Origin of the sequence: Propionibacterium acidifaciens (assembly GCF_003798325.1) — a bacterium.
In the GTDB taxonomy this organism is placed as follows: domain Bacteria; phylum Actinomycetota; class Actinomycetes; order Propionibacteriales; family Propionibacteriaceae; genus Propionibacterium; species Propionibacterium acidifaciens.
This window is the reverse complement of record NZ_CP033719.1, coordinates 1,346,899-1,371,743: the sequence shown is the minus strand read 5'-3', so window position 1 is coordinate 1,371,743 and position 24,845 is coordinate 1,346,899. Positions and strand designations below refer to the sequence as shown.

20 protein-coding genes and 2 pseudogenes are annotated in these 24,845 nt (G+C 60.1%); 16 read left to right on the top strand and 6 right to left on the bottom strand.

Annotated elements, in window-relative coordinates:
- Positions 1-12 precede the first annotated feature (12 nt).
- The 3 genes from EGX94_RS05840 to EGX94_RS05830 all read left to right on the top strand — a co-directional run bounded on the left by EGX94_RS05840 (position 13) and on the right by EGX94_RS05830 (position 3,707).
- Positions 13-1,383, top strand: coding sequence for a nucleoside transporter C-terminal domain-containing protein (locus EGX94_RS05840; protein WP_123826023.1), 1,371 nt, complete (start codon positions 13-15; stop codon positions 1,381-1,383).
- Positions 1,384-1,624: 241 nt separating this feature from the next.
- Positions 1,625-2,620 (top strand): nucleoside hydrolase, encoded by a 996-nt coding sequence (locus tag EGX94_RS05835; RefSeq protein ID WP_021798644.1) that lies wholly within the window; start codon positions 1,625-1,627, stop codon positions 2,618-2,620.
- A 142-nt stretch (positions 2,621-2,762) separates the two neighbouring features.
- The gene (locus EGX94_RS05830; protein WP_226906074.1) at positions 2,763-3,707 is read left to right on the top strand and encodes an AzlC family ABC transporter permease; all 945 of its coding nucleotides are present in this window, start codon (positions 2,763-2,765) and stop codon (positions 3,705-3,707) included.
- Here EGX94_RS05830 and EGX94_RS05825 read toward each other — a convergent pair.
- Complete coding sequence (locus tag EGX94_RS05825; protein ID WP_021798641.1) at positions 3,698-4,387, bottom strand: PIN domain-containing protein; 690 nt, start codon at positions 4,385-4,387, stop codon at positions 3,698-3,700. The two genes, EGX94_RS05830 and EGX94_RS05825, sit on opposite strands and share 10 nt — an antisense overlap.
- A 208-nt stretch (positions 4,388-4,595) precedes the next feature.
- Here EGX94_RS05825 and EGX94_RS05820 point away from each other — a divergent pair, with 208 nt between their 5' ends.
- Positions 4,596-6,941, top strand: coding sequence for a glycoside hydrolase family 31 protein (locus tag EGX94_RS05820; RefSeq protein WP_123826021.1), 2,346 nt, complete (start codon positions 4,596-4,598; stop codon positions 6,939-6,941).
- A 17-nt stretch (positions 6,942-6,958) separates the two neighbouring features.
- On the opposite strand, the gene EGX94_RS05815 is transcribed toward EGX94_RS05820, so the two are convergent.
- Positions 6,959-8,386 carry an FUSC family protein gene (locus EGX94_RS05815; RefSeq protein ID WP_192962701.1) on the bottom strand — a complete coding sequence of 476 codons (1,428 nt, stop codon included), beginning with the start codon at positions 8,384-8,386 and terminating at the stop codon, positions 6,959-6,961.
- 80 nt (positions 8,387-8,466) lie between these two features.
- Here EGX94_RS05815 and EGX94_RS05810 point away from each other — a divergent pair, with 80 nt between their 5' ends.
- Positions 8,467-8,901, top strand: a complete 435-nt coding sequence (locus EGX94_RS05810) for a MarR family winged helix-turn-helix transcriptional regulator (protein ID WP_123826019.1) — start codon at positions 8,467-8,469, stop codon at positions 8,899-8,901.
- A gap of 154 nt (positions 8,902-9,055) precedes the next feature.
- Here EGX94_RS05810 and EGX94_RS14300 read toward each other — a convergent pair whose 3' ends face one another.
- Positions 9,056-9,535 carry a hypothetical protein gene (locus tag EGX94_RS14300; RefSeq protein ID WP_404825143.1) on the bottom strand — a complete coding sequence of 160 codons (480 nt, stop codon included), beginning with the start codon at positions 9,533-9,535 and terminating at the stop codon, positions 9,056-9,058.
- 1,253 nt (positions 9,536-10,788) lie between these two features.
- Positions 10,789-11,972 (bottom strand): annotated as a pseudogene (locus tag EGX94_RS05800) (IS3 family transposase); the annotation flags it as partial.
- A 351-nt stretch (positions 11,973-12,323) separates the two neighbouring features.
- On the opposite strand from EGX94_RS05800, the pseudogene EGX94_RS05795 reads away from it, so the two are divergent.
- Positions 12,324-13,507: pseudogene (locus tag EGX94_RS05795) on the top strand (IS3 family transposase); the annotation flags it as partial.
- Positions 13,508-13,574: 67 nt separating this feature from the next.
- Here EGX94_RS05795 and EGX94_RS13745 read toward each other — a convergent pair.
- Both EGX94_RS13745 and EGX94_RS13740 read right to left on the bottom strand, forming a co-directional pair.
- Entirely contained in the window at positions 13,575-13,781 is a 207-nt protein-coding gene (locus tag EGX94_RS13745) for a transposase (RefSeq protein WP_404825142.1), read from the bottom strand.
- Positions 13,757-13,942 carry a hypothetical protein gene (locus tag EGX94_RS13740; RefSeq protein ID WP_226906054.1) on the bottom strand — a complete coding sequence of 62 codons (186 nt, stop codon included), beginning with the start codon at positions 13,940-13,942 and terminating at the stop codon, positions 13,757-13,759. The genes EGX94_RS13745 and EGX94_RS13740 overlap by 25 nt, the downstream gene beginning before the upstream one ends.
- Positions 13,943-14,546: 604 nt before the next feature.
- Here EGX94_RS13740 and EGX94_RS05785 point away from each other — a divergent pair.
- The 10 genes from EGX94_RS05785 (at position 14,547) to EGX94_RS05740 (ending at position 24,762) form a co-directional block, all read left to right on the top strand.
- The gene (locus EGX94_RS05785; RefSeq protein WP_021796494.1) at positions 14,547-14,825 is read left to right on the top strand and encodes a phosphopantetheine-binding protein; all 279 of its coding nucleotides are present in this window, start codon (positions 14,547-14,549) and stop codon (positions 14,823-14,825) included.
- Complete coding sequence (locus EGX94_RS05780) at positions 14,809-15,606, top strand: SDR family NAD(P)-dependent oxidoreductase (protein ID WP_021796498.1); 798 nt, start codon at positions 14,809-14,811, stop codon at positions 15,604-15,606. The genes EGX94_RS05785 and EGX94_RS05780 overlap by 17 nt, the downstream gene beginning before the upstream one ends.
- Positions 15,607-15,709: 103 nt before the next feature.
- The gene (locus EGX94_RS05775) at positions 15,710-16,126 is read left to right on the top strand and encodes a hotdog family protein (RefSeq protein ID WP_123826017.1); all 417 of its coding nucleotides are present in this window, start codon (positions 15,710-15,712) and stop codon (positions 16,124-16,126) included.
- A gap of 36 nt (positions 16,127-16,162) precedes the next feature.
- Complete coding sequence (locus tag EGX94_RS05770) at positions 16,163-16,978, top strand: SDR family NAD(P)-dependent oxidoreductase (protein WP_192962700.1); 816 nt, start codon at positions 16,163-16,165, stop codon at positions 16,976-16,978.
- A 29-nt stretch (positions 16,979-17,007) separates the two neighbouring features.
- Positions 17,008-18,267 carry a beta-ketoacyl synthase N-terminal-like domain-containing protein gene (locus tag EGX94_RS05765; RefSeq protein WP_081707289.1) on the top strand — a complete coding sequence of 420 codons (1,260 nt, stop codon included), beginning with the start codon at positions 17,008-17,010 and terminating at the stop codon, positions 18,265-18,267.
- Entirely contained in the window at positions 18,261-19,562 is a 1,302-nt protein-coding gene (locus tag EGX94_RS05760) for a beta-ketoacyl-[acyl-carrier-protein] synthase family protein (RefSeq protein ID WP_123826015.1), read from the top strand. The genes EGX94_RS05765 and EGX94_RS05760 overlap by 7 nt, the downstream gene beginning before the upstream one ends.
- Before the next feature lie 113 nt (positions 19,563-19,675).
- Positions 19,676-20,278, top strand: a complete 603-nt coding sequence (locus EGX94_RS05755) for an alpha/beta hydrolase (protein WP_192962699.1) — start codon at positions 19,676-19,678, stop codon at positions 20,276-20,278.
- A 1,170-nt stretch (positions 20,279-21,448) separates the two neighbouring features.
- Positions 21,449-22,150: a 4'-phosphopantetheinyl transferase family protein gene (locus tag EGX94_RS05750; RefSeq protein ID WP_404825147.1), complete on the top strand. Its 702-nt coding sequence runs from the start codon at positions 21,449-21,451 to the stop codon at positions 22,148-22,150.
- 10 nt (positions 22,151-22,160) lie between these two features.
- Positions 22,161-23,408: an alpha-amylase family protein gene (locus EGX94_RS05745; protein WP_021796502.1), complete on the top strand. Its 1,248-nt coding sequence runs from the start codon at positions 22,161-22,163 to the stop codon at positions 23,406-23,408.
- A 526-nt stretch (positions 23,409-23,934) separates the two neighbouring features.
- Positions 23,935-24,762, top strand: coding sequence for an NAD(P)H-binding protein (locus tag EGX94_RS05740; RefSeq protein ID WP_021796489.1), 828 nt, complete (start codon positions 23,935-23,937; stop codon positions 24,760-24,762).
- Positions 24,763-24,845: the final 83 nt, after the last annotated feature.

Sequence of the window (24,845 nt, the reverse complement as noted above, 5' to 3'; positions counted from 1 at the left end):
GAAGGGTCTCACATGTATCTCGCACTCGACGCCATGGGCATCATGGCATTCCTCGCAATCGGCCTGGTGTTCTCGCACGGCCGCAAGAAGATCGACTGGAAGTCCGTCGGCATCCTCACGGTGCTCAACCTGGCGCTGGCCTGGGTCCTCACCAGCTTCCCGTGGGGCCGGGCCGCCGTCCAAGGGGCCGCTGCGGCCTTCAACGAGCTCGTCGACGTCGCCTGGACGGGCATCAACTTCGCGCTCGCCAACTGGGTCGGCGCCGATGGCCTCAATCCCCAGCCGGTGAACTTCGTGGTCTCCGCGCTGCTCCCGATCCTGCTGATCCTGCCGATCTTCGACATCCTCACGTACATCGGTTTCCTGCCCTGGGTCATCAAGTGGATCGGCCGTGGCCTGAGCATCATCACCCGCCGGCCGAAGTTCGAGACCTTCTACTCCATCGAGATGATGTTCCTCGGCAACACGGAGGCCCCCGTCGTCTCCAAGCTCCAGCTTCAGAAGATGTCGCCGGCCCGCAACGTCGTGATCGCGATGATGACGATGAGTTGCGTGACGGCATCGATCCTCGCCGCATACATCCAGATGATGCCGGCGGAGTACACCCTGACCGCGGTCCCGCTCAACTGCCTCAACGCTCTCATCGTGACGTCGATGCTTTACCCCGTCGACGTCACGAGGGAGGAGGACGTCATCTACACCTACGAGGACGGGTTGACGGTGGATGCTGGGGAACGGCCCGTGCCGGCCGCGGTCGCCTCGGAGCAGGGCCCGGCGCCCCAGCCCGCCGCGTCCCGGCCCGCCGCCGCGGCGACGGCGCGGTCGGGGCTCGGCGCCCGGTTCGGAAGGATCGTCGCACGCGATCCGAACAGACCCAGGAAGGAGCCCTTCTTCTCCTTCCTCGGCGATTCGATCCTCAATGGCGGCAGGCTCGTCCTCATCGTCACGGCGAACGTCATCACCTTCGTGGCCCTCGCGGCCCTCATCGACAAGATCCTCGGCGCCATCTGGTCGCCGCTGTCGCTCGAATCGATCCTCGGCGTCTTCATGTACGTCCCCTCACTCCTGCTCGGGCTCGACCCCTCGGCCGCATGGGACATGTCGCAGATCATGGGTCTCAAGCTCGTCACCAACGAATTCGTCGCCATGGGCCTGGTCACGGACGTCGTCACCACGTTCCCCCCGCATCACCAAGCGGTCCTCACGGTGTTCCTGACCTCCTTCGCCAACTTCGGCACCCTCGGCATGATCATCGGCACCTTCAAGGGCATCGTCGACAAGGAGCGCAATGAACTCATCGCGAAGAACGTCGGCCGCATGCTCCTCTCGGGAATCCTCGTCTCCCTGCTGTCGGCGGGCATGGTCGGGCTTTTCGTCTGGTGACCAGGACGGGCATGACGGCGCACCCCGGAACGCTCACCGCGAATGCTGTGAACGAGTCTCCGGGAGGCCTGCTCACGGCTCGACAGGATGGAGACCCGGCAAGGGGGACGCGTCGAGGCGGGGCCCCTGCGAACAGGCCTCCACGAGTCCTGCGGTGAGGGGCCTGCCTGGCACCTGCCGAGTTGTGAACAAGCCCCCCGGAGCCCGCTGACACACACCTACCGAACGGAGGAAGAACATCATGACCAAGAAGATCATCCTCGACCTCGACACCGGGATCGACGACGCGCTCGCGATCGCCTATGCCCTCGGCAGCCCGGAACTCGATCTCATCGGCATCACCGCCACGTACGGCAACGTCACGGTCGGACGGTCGGTGCGCAACTCACTGGCCGTTCTCGAACTGCTGGGGCGCACGGACGTCCCGGTGTTCGCCGGGGTCGGCCACTCGCTGACCACCGATTCCTTCACCCCGAGCGAGCTCTCGGCCTTCATCCACGGCGGGAACGGCATCGGCGAGATCGAGATCCCCACCGCCGGGCGCAACGTCGAACAGCAGACGGCCACTGACTTCATCATCGAATCGGCGCACCGGTACGGCGAGGACCTCACCTGCATCCCGACCGGCGCGGCGACGAACATCGTCGCCGCTCTCGAGAAGGACCCGACGATCAAGGACGCCATGGGGCCGATCGTCATGATGGGCGGCGCGCTGACCACCGAGGGCAATGTGAACAAGTGGACGGAGGCGAACGTCAGCCAGGACCCCGAGGCCACCGACCGGTTGTTCCGGTCCGGGGCCGAGGTGGTCATGGTCGGCCTGGACGTCACCCACCAGACCCTCCTGACCAAGGCCGAGACATCGACGTGGCGCGACTTTGGCACGGAGGCCGGTCGCTGCTACGCGGACATGACGGACTACTACATCGATTTCGAGACGAAGGCCATGGACATCGCCGGCTGCGGTCTGCACGACCCGCTCGCCGTCGCGGTGGCCGCCGATCGGAGCCTGGTCACCCTGCTTCCCATCACCATGCAGGTCGATCTGGAGGGGCCGACCAGAGGACGCACCATCGGCAGTCTCGCGGGGCTGTCGGACCCCGTGAAGACGGTCGGGGTCGCGGTGGAGGTCGACGTCGAACGCTTCCTCGGGGAATTCATGACGCGAGTCGGCTCCGTCCTGTCGGTCGGTCCCGAGGGGTGGGGCGGCTCGACGCCGGGCTGCCCGCGCGCATAGAGTGTCGCGGTGACCAGGCGCGAGGAGATCCTCACCGCAATGGGGGACTCGATCCCCATCATGGTCGGTTACTTCTTCGTGGCCACGGCCTTCGGACTGTACTGCGCCCGCGGCGGGATTCCCCCCGGCGACGGCCGGGCTCATCTCGTTCACCAATGTCTCCTCCTCCGGCCAACTGGCCGGGGTGGCGGTGATCACCGGCGGCGGCTCGTGGCTGCAGCTCGCCCCGGGGGTCTTCCTGGTGAACCTGCGGTACGTTCTCATGTCGATCTCGCTGGGCCAGCGTCCGGGTCCCGGGGTCGGCGCCGTGCGACGCACGCTGCTGGCCCTGGGGATCACCGATGAGATCTACGCGCTGGGGATGTCGCGCGCCCGGCTCGCCGTCGTCTCCCATCCGAGCGGTTGCGCGCTGCCGATCCTCGGGTGGACGAGCGGCACGGTGCTCGGCGGCCTGGTGGGGAATGCGCTCCCGGAGCGGCTCACCGCGGCCTTCGGCCTGCTCATGTACGTCATGTTCGTGGCGATCGTCACCCCGGCCGCCGCCCGGGCGCGTCCCGTGCTGGGCGTCGTGGCGGGCGGCACCGGGCTGAGCACCCTGCTCGCGGTGCGGACCGACCCGGCCTCGGGGTGGCGGATCATCGTCACCGCCCTGGTGATCTCGGCGGTGCCCGCCACCGTCGTCCCGGTGCCCGCGCCCGACGACGAGCAGGGGGGCCGGGACGTGAACCCGTGGTTCGGCGTGGCGATCATGGCCACCGTCACCCACCTCATGCGGGCCGTCCCGCTGCTGGCGATCCGGCGACGCATCACGAACCAGTGGATGCTCAGCTTCCTGCACCACCTGCCCTACGCGGTGCTGTCGGCGATGGCCTTCCCCGCCGTTCTCACCGACGCTCCCTCGTCGACCACCGGGCTCGTCGCCCTGGGGGTCGCCTTGGTGCTCGGCTGGCGCGGCCACGACCTGTCGCGGGTGGTCCTGGGGCCGCCCTGGCCATCGGCGTGGCCGAGGCCCTTCAGCTCCTGGTGTGAGGCGCGGGCCGGTGCGTCGCTCCGCCCGGGCCGGCCCCGACGCGTCGTTCAGGAGTAGTCGTTCCTGTCCAGCGACGCCTCGAAGCATCGGCGATCGAGGTTGGTGTTCCAGACGCGTCTGCCTCGGTCGGGCCTCAGACTTCCCCCGGGGAGGTTGCCCTCTCGGCGGGCGTTCCTGTTGAACCAGCTCACGGTCTCGACCTTGGCCACGGCGGGGTCTTCGCGTCTCATGTCGATGAGGGTGTTGAGCACCGGCACGAGATCGGTGTCCCTGGAGGCGAGGATGACCAGAGCGACATCGGGGAGCAGCGCTTGGTGCAGACAGGTCAGTGCGACGAGGACATCGATGCCCTTCTCCCGGCCCGGCCCCGTGGGTACTTTGTGCCCGCATGTGTCCATGTCCGGGGTCCCCTCAGCGGTCAACTTGAAGGAGTACTTGAGATCGCGCAGCACCACGGTCGCTCCGTCGAGCCGCCACTGCCGTGCTTGGGCCGAGCATCGACGGTTCTGTTCCCAGTCGTAGTGGCTGTGGGGAAGTTCGCGGAACGCGATGACCTCCTTGAGCAGGGCGGCGGGGTGTCCGTCTCTCTGCGTCTTGTTCCTGCGCTGGATGGCGACCTCTGCGAAGCGCCTCGGGTGGATGAGGGCTTCGTGCTTGCCCCCGTGCCTGTCGAACACGTCGTGGGCGGTCAAGTGGACGTTCTGGTAGTCCATGACCACCACGGCGTTGAGCGTCATCGCTCCTCCTCGAAAAATCCCCACCAACCCTGCTGGGCGGTGGGGAACAATGCATCGAGTGTGCGCTCTCACCAAGGGTGATGTCAATCCCGTGCGGAGACTGCCGCCGCGGGGCCGGGGATGCGCCCAGGTGTCCGGGCGCGCCCGGACGACGCCGCATCCACTAGGCTGGTCGGGAACGCGGCAGGTCGGATGACAAGGGGGAATCATGCCGTTGACGGAGTACGAGCAGCTGCGGCTGACAGGTGAGCACTGGCGCATCAGCGTCCTCGGCGAGCATCTGCTGCGCTACGAGTGGAGCCCGCGGGGCGTCTTCGAGGACCGCCCCACCCAGGTGGTGACCGCGCGGCCCTGGGCGCCCGTGCGCGCCCAGGTGCGCCGGGAGCCCGGCGCGGCGCAGGTCATCACCGCCGCCTTCCAGCTCGACTACGACGGCACCGAGCCCGCTCCGAGCTCGCTGCGCGTCAGGGGCCGCGGCACCTACCAGTCGGAGTGGCGCTACGGGCTGCCGCTGCCGAACCTGTTCGGCCCCGCCCTCGGCCTGGCCTCGAACCTCGGCGGCACCGCCCGCACCCTCGACGGGGCCGACGGGCCCATCGACATGGGCGAGGGCCTCGCCACCCGCAACGGCCTGTCGGTGCTCGACGACTCGGCCTCGTGCGTCGTCGACGGCGAACGGCTCCTGCCCAGGGAGCCCGGCGCCGTCGACCTCTACGTCTTCGTCCACGGCGCCGACCACGCCGGGGCCGTCGAGGACCTCTACCGCATCGCCGGGCGCCCGCCGCTCATCCCGCGCTGGGCCTTCGGGAACTGGTGGAGCCGCTACCACGCCTACACGCAGGGCGAGTACGAGCGCCTCATGGACCGCTTCGCCGACGAGGGCATCCCCTTCTCGGTGGCGGTCATCGACATGGACTGGCACGTCACCGACGTCGATCCCGCCACCGGGCACGGCTGGACCGGCTACACGTGGAACCGCGAGCTCTTCGACGACCCGGCGGGCTTCCTGGCCGGGTTGCACGGGCGCGGCCTGCGCGTCACCCTCAACGTGCACCCCGCCGATGGCATTCGCGCCCACGAGGATTGCTACCCGGCGGTGTGCGAGGCGCTCGGCCGGGACCCGTCCGGCGGCCTGCCCGTCGAGTTCGACCTGTCCGACCCGGCGTTCCGGAGGGCCTACTTCGAGCAGGTGCACCATCCGCTGGAGGACATGGGCGTCGACTTCTGGTGGATCGACTGGCAGCAGGGCGAGGTCGGCCCCGACGGCGTCGACCCGCTGTGGCGGCTCAACCAGCTGCACACCGCCGACATGGCCGCCCGGGGCAGGCGCCCGCTCATCCTGTCGCGCTACGCCGGGCCCGGCTCGCACCGCTTCCCGGTGGGCTTCTCGGGCGACACCGTCGCCACATGGGCCTCGCTGGCCTTCCAGCCGCGGTTCACCGCGACGGCCGCCAACATCGGCTACGGCATGTGGAGCCACGACATCGGAGGGCACATCTTCGGCGTCCACGACGACGAGCTGGCCACCCGCTGGCTGCAGTTCGGGGTCTTCTCGCCGTTCAACCGGCTGCACTCGACCGACGACCCGTTCGCCGGCAAGGAGCCGTGGAACTACGGCGCCCCGGCCCGCGAGGTCATGACGCGCTTCCTGCGGATGCGCCACGCGCTCGTGCCCTATCTGTACACGGAATGGGCGGCCGGGGCGCCGCTCGTGCGGCCCGTCTACCACGAGTGGGGCGACCGGCCCGAGTCCTACGAGGCCCTCGACGAGTACCTGCTCGGCCGCGCCCTGCTCGTCGCGCCCCTCACCCGGCCCCGCGACGAGGCCTCGCAGACCGCCGCGGCCCGCGTCTGGCTCCCGCCGGGCACCTGGGTCGACGTCCTCACGGGGATCGTCCACCGGGGCGACCGCTTCCTCACGATGCGCCGGGGGCTGGACGCCATCCCGGTGCTCGCCCGCGCCGGCTCGATCGTCCCGCTGGCGGTCGGCGCCTCCACCGAGAACCCCGACGAGCTCGAGCTGCTCGTCGTGCCGGGCGCCGACGGGGCCTACGAGCTCGTCGAGGACGACGGGGCCCTCGAACCCGCCACCGCCCGCACCCGCATCGAGTGGGACGACGGCGCCCGCACGCTCACCGTGCACCCGGCCGTCGGCGCGACGGGCGCGATCCCGGCCGGACGGCACTGGCGGGTGCGCTTCGTCGGCGTCGGCGGGTCCGCCCGCGGCGAGGGCCTGCGGGTCGACCTCGGCGACGCCGCGGCGGCCGAGGGCCTCACCGCGCACGTGCCCGGCGCCGTGCTGGGCGCCAACGACGTCGCCGGGCGCGTCCACGAGCTGCTCGCCGCGGCCCAGTGCGCGCACACGGCGAAGGGCTTCATCAGCCGTCTCGTCGCCGAGGGCTCCCCGCTCGACCAGCTCGTCGCGCTGCGCGAGGCCCGGGTGCGGGGGATCGTCCACGGGCGGGCGGCGCCCCTGCCCGAGGACCTCGTCGAGGCCGTCCGCGAGATCCTCGTCGCCGACGCCGGCCGAGCGGCGACCGGGCGCCCCGACTGATTTAGCCTTCGAACCGTTCACGGACTGAGCCCGCCGGGGTCGGCACGACGAGCGGTCGGCGTCGGCCGCTCCTCTCCTGGCCGCTCAAGGCTCCCGGACGCCCGCGGGGAGGACCCCGCCAGGGCTGCGAGCTCTTGGCGCGCGGCGGCGAGTTCGCGGGTCAGCCGACTCAGCTCCTCGCGCTCCATCGGCGTGCCGGTGGCGATCACCTCGAGCAGTCGGGAGGCCAGGGCGTGCGTCTCGACCATGACGCCCCGCATCCGCCGAGCGGTCCCCGAACCGAGACGCCCCGCGGCGCCCACCGTGCCGTCGAGCCTGGCGAGGCGCTGGTCGGCCGTCGCCAGGGGCTGTTCGAGTTCCCCGGCCGTCACGCCCCGGGCGATCGCGGTGAGGGCGTCGCGACAGAGCGCCAGGAGGGTGCCGATGCGCAGTCGCGTCACGTCGGCTGTACGCACGGGGAGGACGAACCATGCGCAGGCGATGCCGATCGCCCCGCCGACCAGGACGCCGAGAAGCCGGTGGCCCAGCATCTCGCTCGCGGACTCGCCGAAATACCCGTACAGGAAGGTGAGAGCGGCGGTGATGCCTGCCGCCCAGTAGACGTAACCATAGGCGCGCGCCGCCGCCGCCACTGCGAGGGTGGCGAAGAGAGCGACCAGGGTGGTGGCCTCGCCGGTACTCGACCACGTGGACAGGACGGTGGCGATCCCGGTCCCGGCGAGTGCGCCGATGATGCGCTGGACTCCCTTCCAGAGCACATCGCCGCGTCCCTGGTTGGCGCTGTGGACGATCAGGGCGGTGAGAACGGGCCACACCAAGTGATCGGGATCCATGAGTTGCGCTGCTGCGAAGGAGGCGGCGGTCGCGCATCCCAGGTGGATCGCCATCCGCGTGCTCGTCCTCAGACCGCCCCTTCGCCGACGTGGGGACTCGGGGCGGGACGGAGGCTCCGCCAGACCGCTGAGCGCCCGTACGGTCAGCGCCCACGTCATGGCCATTCCTGCGGCGACGAGCATCCATCCCAGGAGCTCCCATGTCGGGTCGATGCTCTTCGGCGACACCAGAACGGCGATGAACGGCGTCGAGGCGATCACTCCCGGTCGCCTCAGGGTCGGGGCGAAGCGCCGTTGCCACACCAGCAGGGCGACGCCCGTCGAGAAGGCGGCGCAGCCCCACGCCCTCCGGCACGTGTCGGAGGCCAGCAGCATTCCGCACCCGATCGCCGCGCCGCTCGATGCCGTGAACATCCCGAGCGCGGCGGGAAGCTCGGACCGGTTGACGGTCCGCAGGGCGCGGGGCAGGGCGACTCCCAGCATCACGGCGAAGACGATCGCGTCGACGGGAGGGTCCCACCACGTCCCCAGCTGGAGCATCGACCAGAACGTCGGCAGCACCACCACCATCGTCTCCGCGCCGCCTTTAAGACCATCTCTTGTCAGTCTCATAAACATAAAATAAGTCCTAAATCAATGACTTTGTATAAAACAAGGCAGGAATGAACGTCGTCACATGATACAATTACTGCATGGAAAATAAGATTACGGTGAGAGAAGTTGCTCCTTTGCTTAGATTGGTGGTACTGCGGCTCGCTCGGCTGCTTCGGGTAGAGCGAGGTAAGTCAGCGTTAAGTAATAATAAGATAACGATTCTAAGTAATTTAGCGCGCGAGAAAGATGGAAGTCCGTCTCGGATTGCTTTTGAAGAAAGCCAACACTTACAGTCATTGACGCGACCCCTCGCGGAACTTGAGGGTGACGCGCTCATTAGGCGATCAATCGATCCGATAGATGGTAGGCGAAGTGTATTAAATATCACTCCCACTGGACGAGAAGCTTTGGAAGCTGATATGAAGTTGCGAGATGAATTGTTGTGTAACATGCTTGCGGGGCTTGATGATGATAAATTCATGACGTTTTATTACGCCGCTCAAATTATTGATCAGATGAAAGTGTCTTACTGAAGAACTTATTTATTATACGGTACGGAAAGGTAGGTGCTTGACGAAGCAACAATTTAAGCAATTCTCATCTAAGTAAGTCTCAAGTTATAAAATTGGTAGGAGAAACAGCGTCGCGGTAAAGTCGAAAATAATTCAGCTTAATAAGATTTAGTTACTACCTATTTAATTCGTCTTGGATCCATCTAGTCCTCTGGGTTCGTTTGAGTGCGTCAACCCATAGCTCTGCTTCCTGCTCTGATACTCCACATGCAAAAATGAAGGCTTCAAGAATTTTTCTTGAAGGTGCTCTTTTCCCCCTAAGGACATCAGCGAGGGTACTTTTTGGGAGTACTCTTCCTGCTTTGTTTGCATTCTGTTCAAGTTTTCGCAATGAAGGCTGTCCAGAAGTGAGCCGCAATCTGATCATCAGTTGTATTAGCTGGCCCGCGTAAAGACAAGTATCAATAGTAGGAACCTGCAATCCGTATTTGTGTGGAGAAGAGAGCAGCGCTTTGATCCACAACTGTCTGGCGTGTTCTTTATTTGCACCACATGCCTCGGTGTATGCATCGACGACTGCATATGAAGGTATGTGACAACCAGAATCAGCGCGCGAAAAGGTTGATGCTGAATAGCTTCCTGCCTTAGCTTCCATTTGACGGTACGTGAGATTCGACTTCTTGCGTTGTCGTCTGAGCCAGGCGGCGAGGTCATGACAGCATGAGTTTCGGTCAAGTGGAGACTTTTTTCTACTCATTTTAGCCTTTTGCTGAGATATTTCATTACTAATAATCTGAAAAGAGGTTAGTATGCTATTATCGTGATTAAAAGTTCTGTAACTGTAGTAAGTTGCAGAATCTTGATGGACTCTTCCCTAAAAGACATAATACGCGAACACTTAGTATCTGTCTAGGGGTGCCACGGACGCGTGACATGCCGTCGCAACCTAGAAGTGCTCTTATGGGGTGTCAGGTCGTAGCGGTAATATCGGTGCGGGACTGCGGGCCGTATAAGGGGTATGATCTCGGATCATGGCTTGGGAAGGCGAAGGCACGTCGATGTGTGCACAGGGTTCTATGCGCTTTCTTTGGGGCGGTTACGGTTAGGGCCGTGTTTAGCTGTTGCGGATCAGAACGTTGTGGACGTCGGGGTTGGGAGGAGGAGGGGAACGGGTCTCTGTCCGGCACGATGGGTGGTGCTGAAACCATTCATCCGCTGGGAGGGGACCCTTTCCATGACCCACCGTAATGCCCCGTTAACGCCACGTTGACCGTTGAGAGAGACTGCCAGGTTTTCTGTGACGCTTGTGGGTGTGGGTGTGGGTGTGGGTGTGGGTGGGCATGATTCCGGGCGCGGCTGTGGTGGTTTCCGAGGAGATTTCGGTGAAGCGTCCGTGGCGGGGCCTGGGGGGTTACGGGTTTTAGGTGGGTGGGGCCTGTTTGGTCCGCCACCTGATCTGGTTGATGGCTTGGTTGACGTTCTTGTCGGTTTTGGACTGAGGGGAGTCTCGGGAGTTTGGGGGGAGGGGTGGTCATGCCCGGCCCGGCATGTCCCATGTCCGGATCGGAGAGGATATGGTCGAATCATTGCTCGAAGGGCCGCTGCTGTTGTCGAGGAGGCTTGGTTCGGTGGGGCCTGGGCATCGTGGGCATGGCTGGGCGCTTGGTCCGGGACTTGGGCCGGGCTCCGGGTGGGGTGCAGGCCACTTGACGGTGGGCTCCGGCGGCATGGTGCCTGCCGGCGTGGAGACTGTGCTTGTCACGTCATAGTCGGTGGGGTGCGGGGGTACCCGCATGCACTGGTGTGGGCTTGGGCGTCGTGAACCGGCCGTCGGTGGGTGAAATGGTCCGGGTTTGCTTCCTGGGCGTTTACCCTGTTTGTTGTTGTCGCTGACAGCTGGTGTTGTTGCCAGTAGTCGGTCTCGACCTCGGCTGGTGTGCGGTAGTCGAGAGCTTGGTGGAGGCGCTTGGTGTTCCACCAGTTTACCCACTCGAAGGTGGCGATCTCGACTTCAAGGACGTCGGCCCACCGGCGGGTGTGGATGATCTCGTTCTTGTATGAGCCGTTCACGTTCTCGGCCAATGCGTTGTCATAGCTATCGCCCACGGATCCGGTGGATTCCACGATTCCAGCGTCGACGAGGTGCTGGTGGTAGGTCAGGGACACATATTGGGAGCCGTGATCACTGTGATGGATCAGCCCGGCCGTAGACTTCGCGTTCCAGATCGCTTGATTGAGTGCCTGCAATGGCAACGCTTCCGTTTTCATGGAACCTGACAGGGCCCAGCCGACAATACGACGGGAGAACACGTCGGTCACGAACGCCGCGTAGACAAAGCCCTTGGCAGTTCGCGCGTAGGTGATGTCAGCGACCCACAACTGGTTCGGGCCCTTCGTGGTGAAGTCTCGCTGGACCAGGTCCGGACGAGTATCCACGCCCTTGCCTTTGCGTGTAGTGACGGGGTTCTTGCCTTTGCGTTTGCCTGCTACGCCGGCCGGAGCCATGATCCTGCGGGTCTGCTCACGCCCAATGATGACTCCGAGACGACGCAGGGCATGCCACATCTTCCGCACCCCATAGACCCCATAGTTTTCGGCGTGAATTTCACGAACCAGCTTGACAAGCTCACGATCTCGCACCTGGCGCGCCGAGGGCGCGCGAGTCTTCGCGTCCCGGTAACCACGCGAAGACAGGAAGCCCCCCTCACGCTCCTTGTTCAAGGTCGCACAAATGAACTCGACCGTGGAACGATCACGATACTCGTCGATGAACGCAGTCATTTCCGACGTTTCGGGTCGAGTTCCTTCGCGAAAAAAGCCGACGCGGCTTTCAACAGTTCGTTCGTGTCGCGTAGCTCTTGGTTCTCCCGGCGTGGCCTGGCGTTCTCGGCAATCACGTCTTCCTCGGCCCGTACGATCCGGCCCGTCTTACGAGCTTGTTGCAGCCATTGGCGGGCGGTGTGCCACGAGACCCCAAGTTTAGGCGCCACGACCTGGCACGCTTCCTGAATCGAGATCCCCTCGGCAAGGATCCGGTCCTCGACCAACCGGACAACCCGGTCCTTGGCGTCCTGATCAAATTTCTTTGGCATACCCCAGATTTTCCCATCCACTCGAACGGAAGAAAACCTGGACCATTTCAGGGTCGTCATTGGCCGCCGCGTGGATCTTCCGGCACAGGCCGTGCATCCGGGTCCGGGTCGGCCGCGTGATGGCTGGTTCGCGGCCTGTCCCTTGGTGGTTTTCTTCTCACGCACCGACAAGCCTCGGGGCGGTCGTGGCGGGCCGCCCTCCCGTCTTCTGCGACACATCCCACGTGAGATCATCACCGATAAGTGGTGCTGATGTGGGCGCAGGCGCCGCGTTCGAACGCGTGGGCCTTGTAGCAGGGCTTGAAATGGTCCAGGTTTTCTTCCGTTCGAGTGGATGGGAAAATCTGGGGTATGCCAAAGAAATTTGATCAGGACGCCAAGGACCGGGTTGTCCGGTTGGTCGAGGACCGGATCCTTGCCGAGGGGATCTCGATTCAGGAAGCGTGCCAGGTCGTGGCGCCTAAACTTGGGGTCTCGTGGCACACCGCCCGCCAATGGCTGCAACAAGCTCGTAAGACGGGCCGGATCGTACGGGCCGAGGAAGACGTGATTGCCGAGAACGCCAGGCCACGCCGGGAGAACCAAGAGCTACGCGACACGAACGAACTGTTGAAAGCCGCGTCGGCTTTTTTCGCGAAGGAACTCGACCCGAAACGTCGGAAATGACTGCGTTCATCGACGAGTATCGTGATCGTTCCACGGTCGAGTTCATTTGTGCGACCTTGAACAAGGAGCGTGAGGGGGGCTTCCTGTCTTCGCGTGGTTACCGGGACGCGAAGACTCGCGCGCCCTCGGCGCGCCAGGTGCGAGATCGTGAGCTTGTCAAGCTGGTTCGTGAAATTCACGCCGAAAACTATGGGGTCTATGGGGTGCGGAAGATGTGGCATGCCCTGCGTCGTCTCGGAGTCATCATTGGGCGTGAGCAGACCCGCAGGATCATGGCTCCGGCCGGCGTAGCAGGCAAACGCAAAGGCAAGAACCCCGTCACTACACGCAAAGGCAAGGGCGTGGATACTCGTCCGGACCTGGTCCAGCGAGACTTCACCACGAAGGGCCCGAACCAGTTGTGGGTCGCTGACATCACCTACGCGCGAACTGCCAAGGGCTTTGTCTACGCGGCGTTCGTGACCGACGTGTTCTCCCGTCGTATTGTCGGCTGGGCCCTGTCAGGTTCCATGAAAACGGAAGCGTTGCCATTGCAGGCACTCAATCAAGCGATCTGGAACGCGAAGTCTACGGCCGGGCTGATCCATCACAGTGATCACGGCTCCCAATATGTGTCCCTGACCTACCACCAGCACCTCGTCGACGCTGGAATCGTGGAATCCACCGGATCCGTGGGCGATAGCTATGACAACGCATTGGCCGAGAACGTGAACGGCTCATACAAGAACGAGATCATCCACACCCGCCGGTGGGCCGACGTCCTTGAAGTCGAGATCGCCACCTTCGAGTGGGTAAACTGGTGGAACACCAAGCGCCTCCACCAAGCTCTCGACTACCGCACACCAGCCGAGGTCGAGACCGACTACTGGCAACAACACCAGCTGTCAGCGACAACAACAAACAGGGTAAACGCCCAGGAAGCAAACCCGGACCATTTCAGTGCCAGGCAGCCTCGACCAACAGCCGACGGGCATGACCGTTGCCGGTCTTCGTGATCGGTCCCAACGCCCGCGACTGGCCCGAGGAGTTCTCCGACGGGACCAGACCGAGGTAGGAGCCGATCGAGTTGCCGGTGAACCGGGTCCAGTCGCCGATCTCGACCGCTAGGCCGAACCCGGTCAGGGTGGATACCCGCGCAGACAACCCAGGCGGTGAACGGTGTCGGTCCAAGGACTGTCGGCGGCCATGGCTGTGATGCGTTCATCGAGGCGATCACGGCGCGCAGTGATCGTGATCACACCGTCTAGACCGAGCTCGCCCATCAGTCGTTTCACGGTGTATAATGCAATCGGCAACGTGTCCATGGTGCTCATAACAGGTCGCGGATCGTCTCGACACCTCGGCGTCGACCGTCGCCGCCTCGGGAACCGACGCGCTCGTCCGATGCAGGCCCGCGATCAGCGCCGTGACCGGTCAGGTTCGGCTGCGAAGAAAACTGATGCGGACTTAAGGATCATGTCGACGCGCTCGAGTTCAGCGTTCTTACGCTCCAGTCGCTTCACCTCCGTCGTCGCTTTGGGCCACTGGCCGGCGTCAACCCCGACTTGCCGGCACCCTTTCGGCGCACTTCCCGGCATGCCCCCATCCTCCCCAAGGAGCGACGGACTCTCCGGACACACTGGGATGACTCGCCGTGACTCGCTAAACGGAGCAGAGAGCTGATTTGATTCAATTTGTCCAATATGCATGAAACAATGCAGTGTGAGAGCATCCTCCATGAATCTACGCTGCCTTCGGCGGGGAGTTAGTTGGAGACTGTCCTCGTAACTGTCCGGACGAATAGCGAGGCGGCCCGTTGCGCGCCCTAATCAGGCGAGGTATCCTTTCAGCAGCAAGGATGCGGTGTAAGTGTTGCGTCGCTAGGTACAGGTGTCCACGCTGCTGGAAGGGCAGTGACAGCAAGTAAAAATGGGAGAAGAAATGTCAGATGCAAATATTGAAGAAACGTTGATTCAACTGATTCAAGACGTTAAGCCATCCCTTCGTGATGTGGAAATTCATCCGGCTGATTCCATACCTGACAGGCTCGGACTGGATTCATTGGATTTGCTTCAACTGTCACGACGAATTCGACGTAAGCTTGAAAAGCCGTTTGATCTTGATGAATGGACAGAAGGCTTGCCTGAGCACCATGGATCTGTCCAATCCATAATTGATCTACTAACTTCTGATGGGCCAGCAGATTGATGATGGTGATGACATGCTGACGACTTCTTATAAAGAAGATAAAGACTGTGTCGCGATTGTTACCGGTGGTTCGCGTGGTATTGGAGCGGCAATAAGTAAGCGATTAGCAAAGCGCGGCATGGTCTTGAATATTCTATATGAGCGTGATGCGAGGGCAGCAGAGCAAGTTGCTGAGATGATTTCTTCGGAAGAAGGGAAGGTAACTACACATCAGGTTGATGTTTCCAGTGAAGCGGAAGTAAATAGTCTCGTAGAGGACGTTATTGCGTCAGCGGGCGGAATTGATTTACTGATTAATAATGCTGCAATTAGTGACGATCACCTGATTATGATGACAACGCTTCAAGAGTGGGAAAGAGTTCTTAAAGTAAATATTACTGGCACTTTTTTGATGACCCGTGCCGTACTGCCCTATATGTTAGATCAAGGGCATGGGAACATAATCAATATCTCATCGAACTCTGCTAGAATTCCAGGCCCGGGTCAAGCGGCTTATGCGGCTTCAAAAGGGGCAGTGGAATCATTCACTCGCGCGGTAGCCATGGAAGTCGGAAGAAAAGGGATTCGAGCAAATACTGTTGCGCCAGGAAAAATAATGACTGACATGACGCGAAACCTAGTCGATAAGCTTGGTGCTGGAACCGATGGCTCGCGTTGGGGGACTCCCGATGATATTGCTGCAGTAGTTTCATTTCTTGCTTCGGCTGAAGCTGATTATGTCCAAGGACAAGTTATTACTGTTGACGGAGGACGACTCGTCATGCGCCCTCACCCAAGATAAGAGAAGCTTTCTACAGGGGTGACACAAGTAGTAAGCGGAAGGCCTAAGTATGAAGAGATCTAGTATGCGCTATAGGTCAAAAGAACTCGTATATTGGGAAGATATGCGTGATTCTTCCTTGCGTCGTTATGGACCACTCATTTTTACATCTGAGCTATTAGATAAGCTCTTAGATATGCTGGGAGAAAAACATCCGATTCATACAGGTAAGGTGAATTCAGATGGTTCTCGCGATCACAGAATTATACCAGGTGGTTATATCCATGCGATTACATCTGGTTGGGTAGTTGAGCATGGATCAGCAGCAGCAATTATAGGGCTCCGTTCGATGCACTGGGATTTTGTTCGACCCTTGTATCCAGATATTCCATTTTATTTCACGGTAGAGACTGAATCTTCCTCGGTTATTAATAGTTCCGTGGGTCTTATTTCTAGCCTACGCAGGGTAGTTGATGAAGATGATCGGACCTATGCGATTGGTCGTATGAGTGTCTTGGTCCGACGAAAAAGCGATAAGTAATTGATGGCTGTTTTTATAACTGAAGGGTTACGTAGCATGGGTGATGCATGGAAGCCGCTTGATGGTCGCGTTGCACTGATTACAGGTGGGTCGAGAGGAATTGGAGCGGCGATTACGAAAAAGCTTGCTAGTTGGGGGGCAACAGTCGCGGTAGGGTATGTGGATCATCCTCGTGAAGCCAAACGGATTTTGGCTGATTTGGAGAAGGATGGTGTTGAGTCAAGCTTACACCGAGCTGATCTTTCTGATCCTAATGATGTGAGTAGATTGGTTCAGGAAGTAGGTGATTTATATGGACATATTAACATCCTGATACAAAATGCTGCTGCTACTAAATTTGTTGAACTTAGCGAGGCGAGTCTTGAACAGTGGCAGTTTGTCCAAGATACAAATTCGAGGGCAACATGGCTGCTCGCGAAATATGCGCTAGCTTTTATGAAAGAACAAGAAGGAGCACGCCTCATCACCATCACTAATTCGACAACAACGCGAATTATCGAGCGGGCTGGCCTGTTCGCAGCCGCTAAGGCTGGTGTTGAAGCTATAACGAAGTATCTTTCGTACGAGCTCGCTCCCCACGGAATCGTTGCGAATTGTGTTAGGCCAGGCTTGGTTCAGACTAGGGTTATGAGAGTTCGACCTGATTTTGCGTATGGTGTCGAACATGAACACAATGTGACTCCATGGCCTGGTGGTCGAACCACAACGGCAGAAAGCAGCGCTGATGCTGTGGCTCTTCTTTGTCTCCCAGAGGCGAGTTGGATTGCGGGTCAGACAATTACTGTAGATGGTGGATACCGTCTTTGGGGGATGCTGCCGATGAGTTCGCGTAGTCGCAAGCGAAGTATTTAAGCAGAGAATAGGATTGGTAAAGAACTGGTATGACTTATCAAGTTGTGATATCTGGGGTCGGGTTGATAACCTCACTGGGAAAAGGGTCGCGGAAAGTTTTAAACGCAATGGAGAGGGGGGAAAATGGATTTTCTAGTCAAAGTCAAGTGGTGTGTTTTGATAATGAAGAGAAAATCGTTGCACGTGTTTCCCCTGAAAACGTTTCGTGGCCCAATGGCCCTTCGTGGTTAAATCGTGAAAAATATGCTAATCGTCAATCTCATCTTGCGGTAACAGTCGCTCAAGAGGCAATTAAAGATTTAAGACTTACGGAATCTTATCCGTTCACAGTTGATCCATTGCGGAGCGGAATCGTCATGACCTCAGGTACGAGTTCAAGTGATGAGCTCGGGGCGCTGTTGCCTCGTCTCGCGTCTGAAAGCAGAACTAGTAGTAAGGCTTTGCCCGAGTTTCTATATGATGAAGTTCCCGATTATTCATATATCAAAGGGATTCCTTCACAAATCGGACAATTTGTTTCCGAAATATCAGATTTTCACGGATCGAATGTTGCGGTTTATGGAGAGGGAAGCTGTGGTGGGTTTGCTGGTTTATCTCTTGCAGTTGATTTGGTTACTTCCGGGGAACTTGATCGCGTGATGGTTGTTGGCGTTTCAGTTAGTCCCTCAGCAACACTAATGGATGCCTTCTCTAGAGTTGAACCACTTGCTCCCTATGTAGCTGATGGCGTGGGGCCTTTTGATATAAACAGATGTGGATCTCTTCTTGGAGAAGCAGCAGCAGCAATTGTTATTGAGCGTAGCGATTTATGGCAGCCTCAAGGTGAGAAGCGGCCGATTCAGCTCGTTGATGTAACAACAACTACTGCTCCATCAGTTCGGGAATCCTTCAAGGCAACGCTGAGCGCCTTGAAAAATGATGGTGACAGCGTTGATCTTTGGTGGGCAAATGGAGCAGGGGCTCGACAACTTGATCTAGCTGAAGTAGAGATCGGTTCATCCGTTACGAAAGCGCCGATAACGAGTAGTAAAGGAACTATTGGAAACGCGCTTGAATGTTCGGCATTAGTTGATGTCGCTCTTGCTGCTGAGCTGATCGGCGGAAAGTTAATCCCTCCAATTGGGTTAACCTCACGGATTGATCCATATCTTGGTGATATAGATGTTGTTTTTGGGAAATCGCGTCAAGTTAGTGAGTCTCTTGGCTCTGTGTTGATCACGAGTTTGGCTCATGGCTGGGATTGTCCTTCGGCTGGAGCGGCTGTTATTCGTAAAAGGGATGAATGTTGATGAATGCTATATTGATCACCGGTGCTGGAGTGGTTACGCCGATTGGTGTTTCTGTCGCAGAGTTTTGGAGGTCTTGTCTAGCTGGTAGGTCAGGAATTCGAATTGATGACCGTATGGATGTTGAGGGACTTCCATGCGGTTGGGTTTCTGGGCTATTGTCTTCTGATGATCGCGAGAAAGTATTGACACGATCTGGATCTGTTGGGAGGTCATGGAGTGATGTGCTTCTCTATGATTCTGTTAAACAGGCTCTAGACGATGCATCGGTTGAACCTCTCCTTGGTTCTCGCGTTGGAATGATTTGGGTACGTGTGTGGCCGGGGCCAAGCGGTTCAGATCCGCGTGATTACTCTCAGCATTTGCGAGGTCTTGCAAGCCGCTATGATAGAGTTCAAAATAATTGCGTTAGTATTACTAATGATATCAAGCAGAGTACCCCTCCACCTGAAGTTATGGATCTCTCATCTTTCCCAGCTAATGTTTCTCGAATGCTGGCAACGCCAGTTAACGCAAAGCGGATCGAAGCTACGTGCGCTGGGGGGCTTCGAGCAATTGCTGAAGCTGCAAGAATGATTATACTTGATCAAGTTGATGTTGTTATTGTTTGCGCAGCTGTTTCGAGAAACACTCCATATGTTCTTTCGCAATATGCTCAACTAATGGCCTTATCAAGGTGGGAGGGGCCAGTCGAACAGTCTTCTATGCCTTTCGATAGGAGGCGTTCTGGTATGGTTATCAATGAATCGTCTGCTGCTATAATTATTGAATCGGATGAGCATGCGCGTAATCGTGGGGTAGAACAGAGTTATGCTCAAATTTCTGGTTGGGGACTTTCCATTGGAACAGGGCATGTGACAGCCCCTGAGGCTAAGTGTATTGAGCGTGTTATGTCGGACGCCCTTCGGTCGGCTCAAGTGTCTCCTGATGCTGTTGACGAGGTTAACTCACACGGTACGTCGACAAAACTGAATGACTTGATGGAGGCAAGATCTATTCATGCGATTTTTGGTAAACGCGCTCCATCTCTCCCTGTCGCGGCTATTAAGTCAATGACTGGACATGGTTCCGCTGCTTCGGGAGTCATCGAAAGCATTGCTTCGGCGTTGAGTATTTGTGATGGTGTGGTGCCTCCTATTCCTACATGTTTGGAACCAGATCCAAAATGTGCGTTAGCCACTCAAACAGAAGTCACCCATCTTCCTGTTCGTAACGTGCTAAAAAACTCGTTTGGTTTTGGTGGGCAGTATGCTTCGATGGTGTTTACCGAACCTTCAAAAAAACGCCAAGTTTTTTAGCGTCAGTAGTTCATTTTACGCCACTCTTGTTTGGAGATCATTTGCTTTCCTCTTCGATGCTTATGCCACAAAATATAGATGATATTCATGCGATAGTAGTATGGCTTCATGGGATGGGTGAAGAACCCATGACGATGTTAGATGTGGCGATGACTTCAAGGTTGTGTGAAATGGGAGTAGGCTCGGTAGCTTTGAAAGCCCCTATGCAGCATTTTTCTCGCATTACAGGAGAAGTTGTTGATGCCTGGTTTGATCAAGAAATTGATCATCTGGAAGTATCGGGTGGAGCTGAAGTTGAGGATGCTGCCGGTAGAGTTGATGATTATATCAATTTTCTTATCAAGAAAACCGGCAATGTCAGGATTGTTGTTGCGGGTTTTTCGCAAGGTGCTGCTTTGGCGTTGTTTGAGCTGGTGCGCCATCCAGATAAATTTTTAGGTGCGCTTCTTTACTCACCCTACAAGATAGGCGATAACTTATTTTTCCCACGACATGATTTTAAACAGCGGCAACCCACTGATCTTGTGAAGCCTCGTGTCTGGATTGGTTATGGTTTGAATGATTGGGTCATTCCAGCTCGCTGGTCTTATTCACTAGCTACGGAATTGCGAAACTCAGGATTTTCAGTTGTTACTCGCCACTACTTAGGTGGGCATGTTCCCTTCAGTGGTGCGCAGGAAGATATTCGAAATTTTCTAAGGTCTCTACTTTTATAAAATACTTGACTTGGTGGTGTCGGCTAGTGAGTGTTTCGCCTGCCTCAGCGGGTGGTTTGTCGAGGGTTCCGAGGGTTTCTTTTTGCTTGGCGGCTCCGAGAGTTTTTCGAGGGTGGTTGTTGAGAAGGAATGCGATGCTGTTGGGGTTGAGCCGAGTGTGGGTGGACGGTTCGGTGTCCTTGGGTGGGTGGTGCTGGCGTAGGAGGTCGCTGGTGTTCTCGTTGTTGCCGCGTTGTCGCGGGTTGTGGGGGTCGCAGAAGAACGAGGTGTCGGCGGTGTCCATGATGAATTTGGCGTGTCGAGCCATCTCGGTGCCTTGGTCCCAGGTCGGTAACCACCGGTGTAGCAGGCCCGGCGGCCGGCCTATGGCCCGGGTCTGGCGGTACGGCGACCCGGTTGCGCTGTGATCGTGTACGGCGTTGCAGGATGGGAAAACGACTGGTGTGTTCGGCCAGGGTTTGATGACTGCTGGCCGGTTGGCTGCTCCCTTATCAGGTCGCTCTCCCAGCGTCCCGACACTGCCCGGTCCTCGGTCTTGGCTGATCGCCGGGTGATCAGGGCCTTGTCTGGGAGCGTCTCCCATCTTGTGGTCATCGCCCGCTGTTGGTCCCAGTTCACTTGTGCCGTGTCATTACGGCGCAGGCTCCCCGTTCAGGTACGTTCTCAACTGTCTGCGAGCCTACAGGGTTTGGTAGATCGCTTCGGCGGGCACCTGCTGGTCTGGCCGGTGAAGGTGTTCGCGTGCCAGTCGTCCGTTGATTTGGCGGCGTGGCGACTGGCTCTGTTCCAGCCCATTGGGTACCGCACGGGTCAGATGTGGGTAGGTCTCTACTGTGCGCGGTTTGGGCCGGGCTCGTCGTGGCACGGCTCGTTGCCGGACCGCCCGGGCCCGGTAGCCCCCTCGGCTCCCACACCGGGCGATCTCCTTGTTGATCAACGAGCCGTCACGGCCCGGCAACCGTCCGATCGTCCGATCCCGGCAACCCAGCCGCGACATCCCGAGAGATCTCCGAGATTTCCTCGCACCAACGAGCACTCGACGCCACACCACGCACCCGAACCATCCCCTCACCGAAGACCACACGCCTTGCTCCGGCGAGGCGATGACTCATTTACGTCAAGCTTTACTTCGGTAAGAGGTATTCACTTTGCAGTCAGGGCGAACTAGTGATGAGAATAATTTCATTATGGTTTATTGATTTTTCTGATGTTCTCAATCTTCCCGTCGATGAACGATTCCCTGGTTTGCTTGATGAGTGCGAATCGACACAGTGCAAGAAGTTTTATCTAAAAAAAGATTCAAACTTGTATTACTGGAGTCATACCTTGCGCAGGATGGTGTTATCATATATCCTTGGTATACCTAATGAAGAAATTAGATTTGGCACGGGCAAATATGGGAAACCCTTTATTGTGTCTGGTGAGACTCGTACCAAGAGTCCATTTATAAGTTTTTCGCATGCCGGTTCTGCTGCTGCGCTTGCCGTTGACTGGAAAGCGCCTGTGGGAGTTGATATTCTGGATGAAAGGTACGATTTAGAGTATCTTCACGATTTTTTTGATGTGCATCTGTCTAAGCTTCAGAGTCAAGTTGATATTGCCTATTCCGAACGAGATATGCTCTCTTTTGCATGGGTGCGAATAGAAGCAGTCTCAAAATGGTGTGGTTTGGGGGTAACGTCGGTACTATCAAAAACTTCCCATTCAAGTAAAGAAAGGTTTTGCAATTTATCAAAACCTATTACATGGATGGGATGCAATGAATTTTTGTTTTCTCCCTCCGGGTATCATGGATGTCTAATTTTTTCCAAAATGCACGATAAACGCATTTCTGTTTCATGCCATCATTTGTCATTGGCTAATAAAGTCTGAGGAGAGTAACATGCAAACTTGGATTGATCACTGCATCTGGTGGCACGTCTACCCGCTGGGCTTCACCGGCGCCCCGATCCGTCCGACGGACGAGGAGCGGGTCCTCGTGCCGAGGCTCGACCGGATTATCCCATGGCTCGACCATCTCATCGCGCTCGGCGCCAACGGCCTCGCCCTGGGGCCCGTCTTCCGCTCGGAGTCCCACGGCTACGACACGACCGACTTCTTCGCCATCGACGAGCGGCTCGGTGACGACGCGGCCTTCGACCGGCTCATCGCAGAGTGCCGTCGGCGCGGCATCGTCGTCATGCTCGACGGCGTCTTCAACCATGTCGGGACCGCCCACCCGCTCTTCCGCAAGGCACTGGCCGGAGGGCCCGAGGAGGCGATGTTCCGGATCGATCGTTCGGGCGGCGAACTGACATACGCCGACTTCGAGGGTCACCGCGGCCTTGCCGCGTTGAATCATGAGAGCGAGGCCGTCGTCGACCTCGTCTCGGATGTCATGCGCCACTGGCTGCGTCGTGGTGCGTCGGCTTGGCGGCTTGACGCCGCCTACAGAGTGCCCCCGGAGTTCTGGGCCCGGGTGCTGCCCCGGGTCCGCGCCGAGTTCCCCGCGAGCTGGTTCGTCGGCGAGGTGATCCACGGCGACCACAGGGAGATCATCCGCCGCTCCGAAATGGACTCGCTGACCCAGTACGAGCTGTGGAAGGCCATCTGGAGCTCGCTGCTCGACGGGAATTTCTTCGAACTCGACTGGTGTCTCACGAGACACGATCGGCTCATGGACGAGTTCGTCCCCATGACCTTCGTGGGCAACCACGATGTCACGAGGATCGCCACCAGGATCGGTGACCAGCTGGCGGCCCTGGCCGTCGTCATCCTGTTCACCGTGGGAGGCATCCCGTCCGTCTACTACGGCGACGAGTACGCCTGGCGCGGCGTGAAGACCGACGGGCCCGGCGGCGACGACGAGATCCGTCCGGCGTTCCCGGACGGCCCCGCCCGGCTCCCCTCCACGGGGGACTGGATGCTCCGGCTCTACCAGCGGCTGATAGGGCTGCGCCGCCAGAACCCCTGGCTCGTGCATGCCGTGACCGGGAGCACGCACCTGGCGAACCGCTCGTACTCCTACGAGTCCCGCGGGCCCGACGGCCAACGGCTGTGCGTCGATCTAGTCCTGGACCCCGAACCCGCCGCCACGGTGAGCGGAGACGGAGCGGTGCTCCTCCGCGTGGACCGCACGACGTTCCGGTGAGTCCGACCGGCTCCAAGCCGCGCGGGGGACCCCTCGACGGGGCGGGGCCGGAGGCCGCCGGCACGCCGCGCGCACCCGGGGTCCGCACCCGCGGCCGATCAATGAACCCCGAGGCCTAGTCGCAGGAGTCGACCGTCGACCGCGGGAGCGTCTCCCCTTGTCAGGTATTTATTCTGGCGTGCTGTGAACAAGCCTCCCCGGACAACAACGGCACGCCGCGCGCGCTGGCCCGGGGCCCGAGTGGGGGCCTCCGCGGGGGAGGAGCCCCGGCGGAGCGGGCGTGTCCACCGATGGGGATGCGCCCCGGGTCGTCGGAGCCGGGGAGTCGGAGCCGGGGAGGAGCCCCGACGGGTCGGGCGGTCCGCTCCGGCGCGCGGGGCCCGGTCCGCCCTGAGGGGAATCGGCCGGCCGCGGGCCCGGAACTGCTTGTGGGGCCCGCTCGCATGTGGGATCATGCGGGCGGTCGGCGGCCCGGGCCCGTCGGGGTCGCCGCCGTCCGGTCGTCCGACGACGGGAGGGGAGCGCCATGGCGCGCATCGGGATCACGGGGGCCACCGGCCGCATCGGCGGCATGGTCGCGCGACTGCTGGAGAACGGGCCCGACGAGCTCGTCCTCATCGTCCGGGACGCCGCCTGCGCCCCGCGCGGCCCCTGGCGGGTGCGCACCACCACTGGCTACGCGGACCCGGCCAACCGCGAGGCCCTGGCCGGGCTCGACGTGCTCCTCATGGTCTCGGCCGCCGAGAGCGCCGACCGACTCGACCAGCACCGCGCGTTCGTCGCCTCCGCCGCCGCTGCCGGCGTGCCGCACGTCGTCTACACCTCGTTCCTCGGCGCCGCGCCCGACGCCGTGTTCATCCTCTCGCGCACCCACTGGGCCACCGAGCAGGCCCTCCGCGCCTCCGGCATGGCCCTCACCGTCCTGCGCGACTCCTTCTACCTCGACTTCCTGCCGAAGATGGCCGTCGACGGGGTCATCGCCGGCCCCGCCGGGGACGGCGTCGTCTCGGCGGTCGCCCAGTCCGACGTCGCCGCCAGCGCGGCGGCCGTCCTCGCGGACCCGGCCCCGCACGCCGGCGCCACCTACGAACTCACCGGCCCGGAGGCGATCGGCCTCGCCCGGGTCGCCGAGACCGTCACCCGCCTGACCGGCGTGCCGACGCGCTACCGGAACGAGACCGTCGAGCAGGCCCGCGCCTCGCGCGCCCGCTACGGCGTCCCCGACTGGCAGCTCGACGCCTGGGTCAGCACCTACACGGCCATCGCCGCGGGCGAGGTCGCCGCCGTCACCGACGACGTGCGGGCCCTGACCGGACGCGAGCCGCTGTCGCTGGAGCGGTTGCTGACCCGCTGACCGTCCGCGGAGGACGCGGGAAGGGCCCGGTACCGGAGGGTGCTCGGTACCGGGCCCTTCTTGTTGCGAGAGCCGCCCGCTGC

Bases quoted from the DNA above. Each gene is read 5' to 3' on its own strand.
- EGX94_RS13740 (WP_226906054.1), bottom strand. From the start codon at position 13,942: ATGGACACGTTGCCGATTGCATTATACACCGTGAAACGACTGATGGGC.
- EGX94_RS05815 (WP_192962701.1), bottom strand. From the start codon at position 8,386: ATGAGACTGACAAGAGATGGTCTTAAAGGCGGCGCGGAGACGATGGTG.
- EGX94_RS05765 (WP_081707289.1), top strand. From the start codon at position 17,008: ATGACTTATCAAGTTGTGATATCTGGGGTCGGGTTGATAACCTCACTG.
- EGX94_RS05770 (WP_192962700.1), top strand. From the start codon at position 16,163: ATGGGTGATGCATGGAAGCCGCTTGATGGTCGCGTTGCACTGATTACA.
- EGX94_RS05785 (WP_021796494.1), top strand. From the start codon at position 14,547: ATGGGAGAAGAAATGTCAGATGCAAATATTGAAGAAACGTTGATTCAA.
- EGX94_RS05775 (WP_123826017.1), top strand. From the start codon at position 15,710: ATGCGTGATTCTTCCTTGCGTCGTTATGGACCACTCATTTTTACATCT.
- EGX94_RS05810 (WP_123826019.1), top strand. From the start codon at position 8,467: ATGGAAAATAAGATTACGGTGAGAGAAGTTGCTCCTTTGCTTAGATTG.
- EGX94_RS14300 (WP_404825143.1), bottom strand. From the start codon at position 9,535: ATGGAAGCTAAGGCAGGAAGCTATTCAGCATCAACCTTTTCGCGCGCT.
- EGX94_RS05835 (WP_021798644.1), top strand. From the start codon at position 1,625: ATGACCAAGAAGATCATCCTCGACCTCGACACCGGGATCGACGACGCG.
- EGX94_RS05745 (WP_021796502.1), top strand. From the start codon at position 22,161: ATGCAAACTTGGATTGATCACTGCATCTGGTGGCACGTCTACCCGCTG.
- EGX94_RS05755 (WP_192962699.1), top strand. From the start codon at position 19,676: ATGGGTGAAGAACCCATGACGATGTTAGATGTGGCGATGACTTCAAGG.
- EGX94_RS05840 (WP_123826023.1), top strand. From the start codon at position 13: ATGTATCTCGCACTCGACGCCATGGGCATCATGGCATTCCTCGCAATC.
- EGX94_RS05825 (WP_021798641.1), bottom strand. From the start codon at position 4,387: ATGACGCTCAACGCCGTGGTGGTCATGGACTACCAGAACGTCCACTTG.
- EGX94_RS05780 (WP_021796498.1), top strand. From the start codon at position 14,809: ATGGGCCAGCAGATTGATGATGGTGATGACATGCTGACGACTTCTTAT.
- EGX94_RS05750 (WP_404825147.1), top strand. From the start codon at position 21,449: ATGAGAATAATTTCATTATGGTTTATTGATTTTTCTGATGTTCTCAAT.
- EGX94_RS05760 (WP_123826015.1), top strand. From the start codon at position 18,261: ATGTTGATGAATGCTATATTGATCACCGGTGCTGGAGTGGTTACGCCG.
- EGX94_RS05740 (WP_021796489.1), top strand. From the start codon at position 23,935: ATGGCGCGCATCGGGATCACGGGGGCCACCGGCCGCATCGGCGGCATG.
- EGX94_RS05820 (WP_123826021.1), top strand. From the start codon at position 4,596: ATGCCGTTGACGGAGTACGAGCAGCTGCGGCTGACAGGTGAGCACTGG.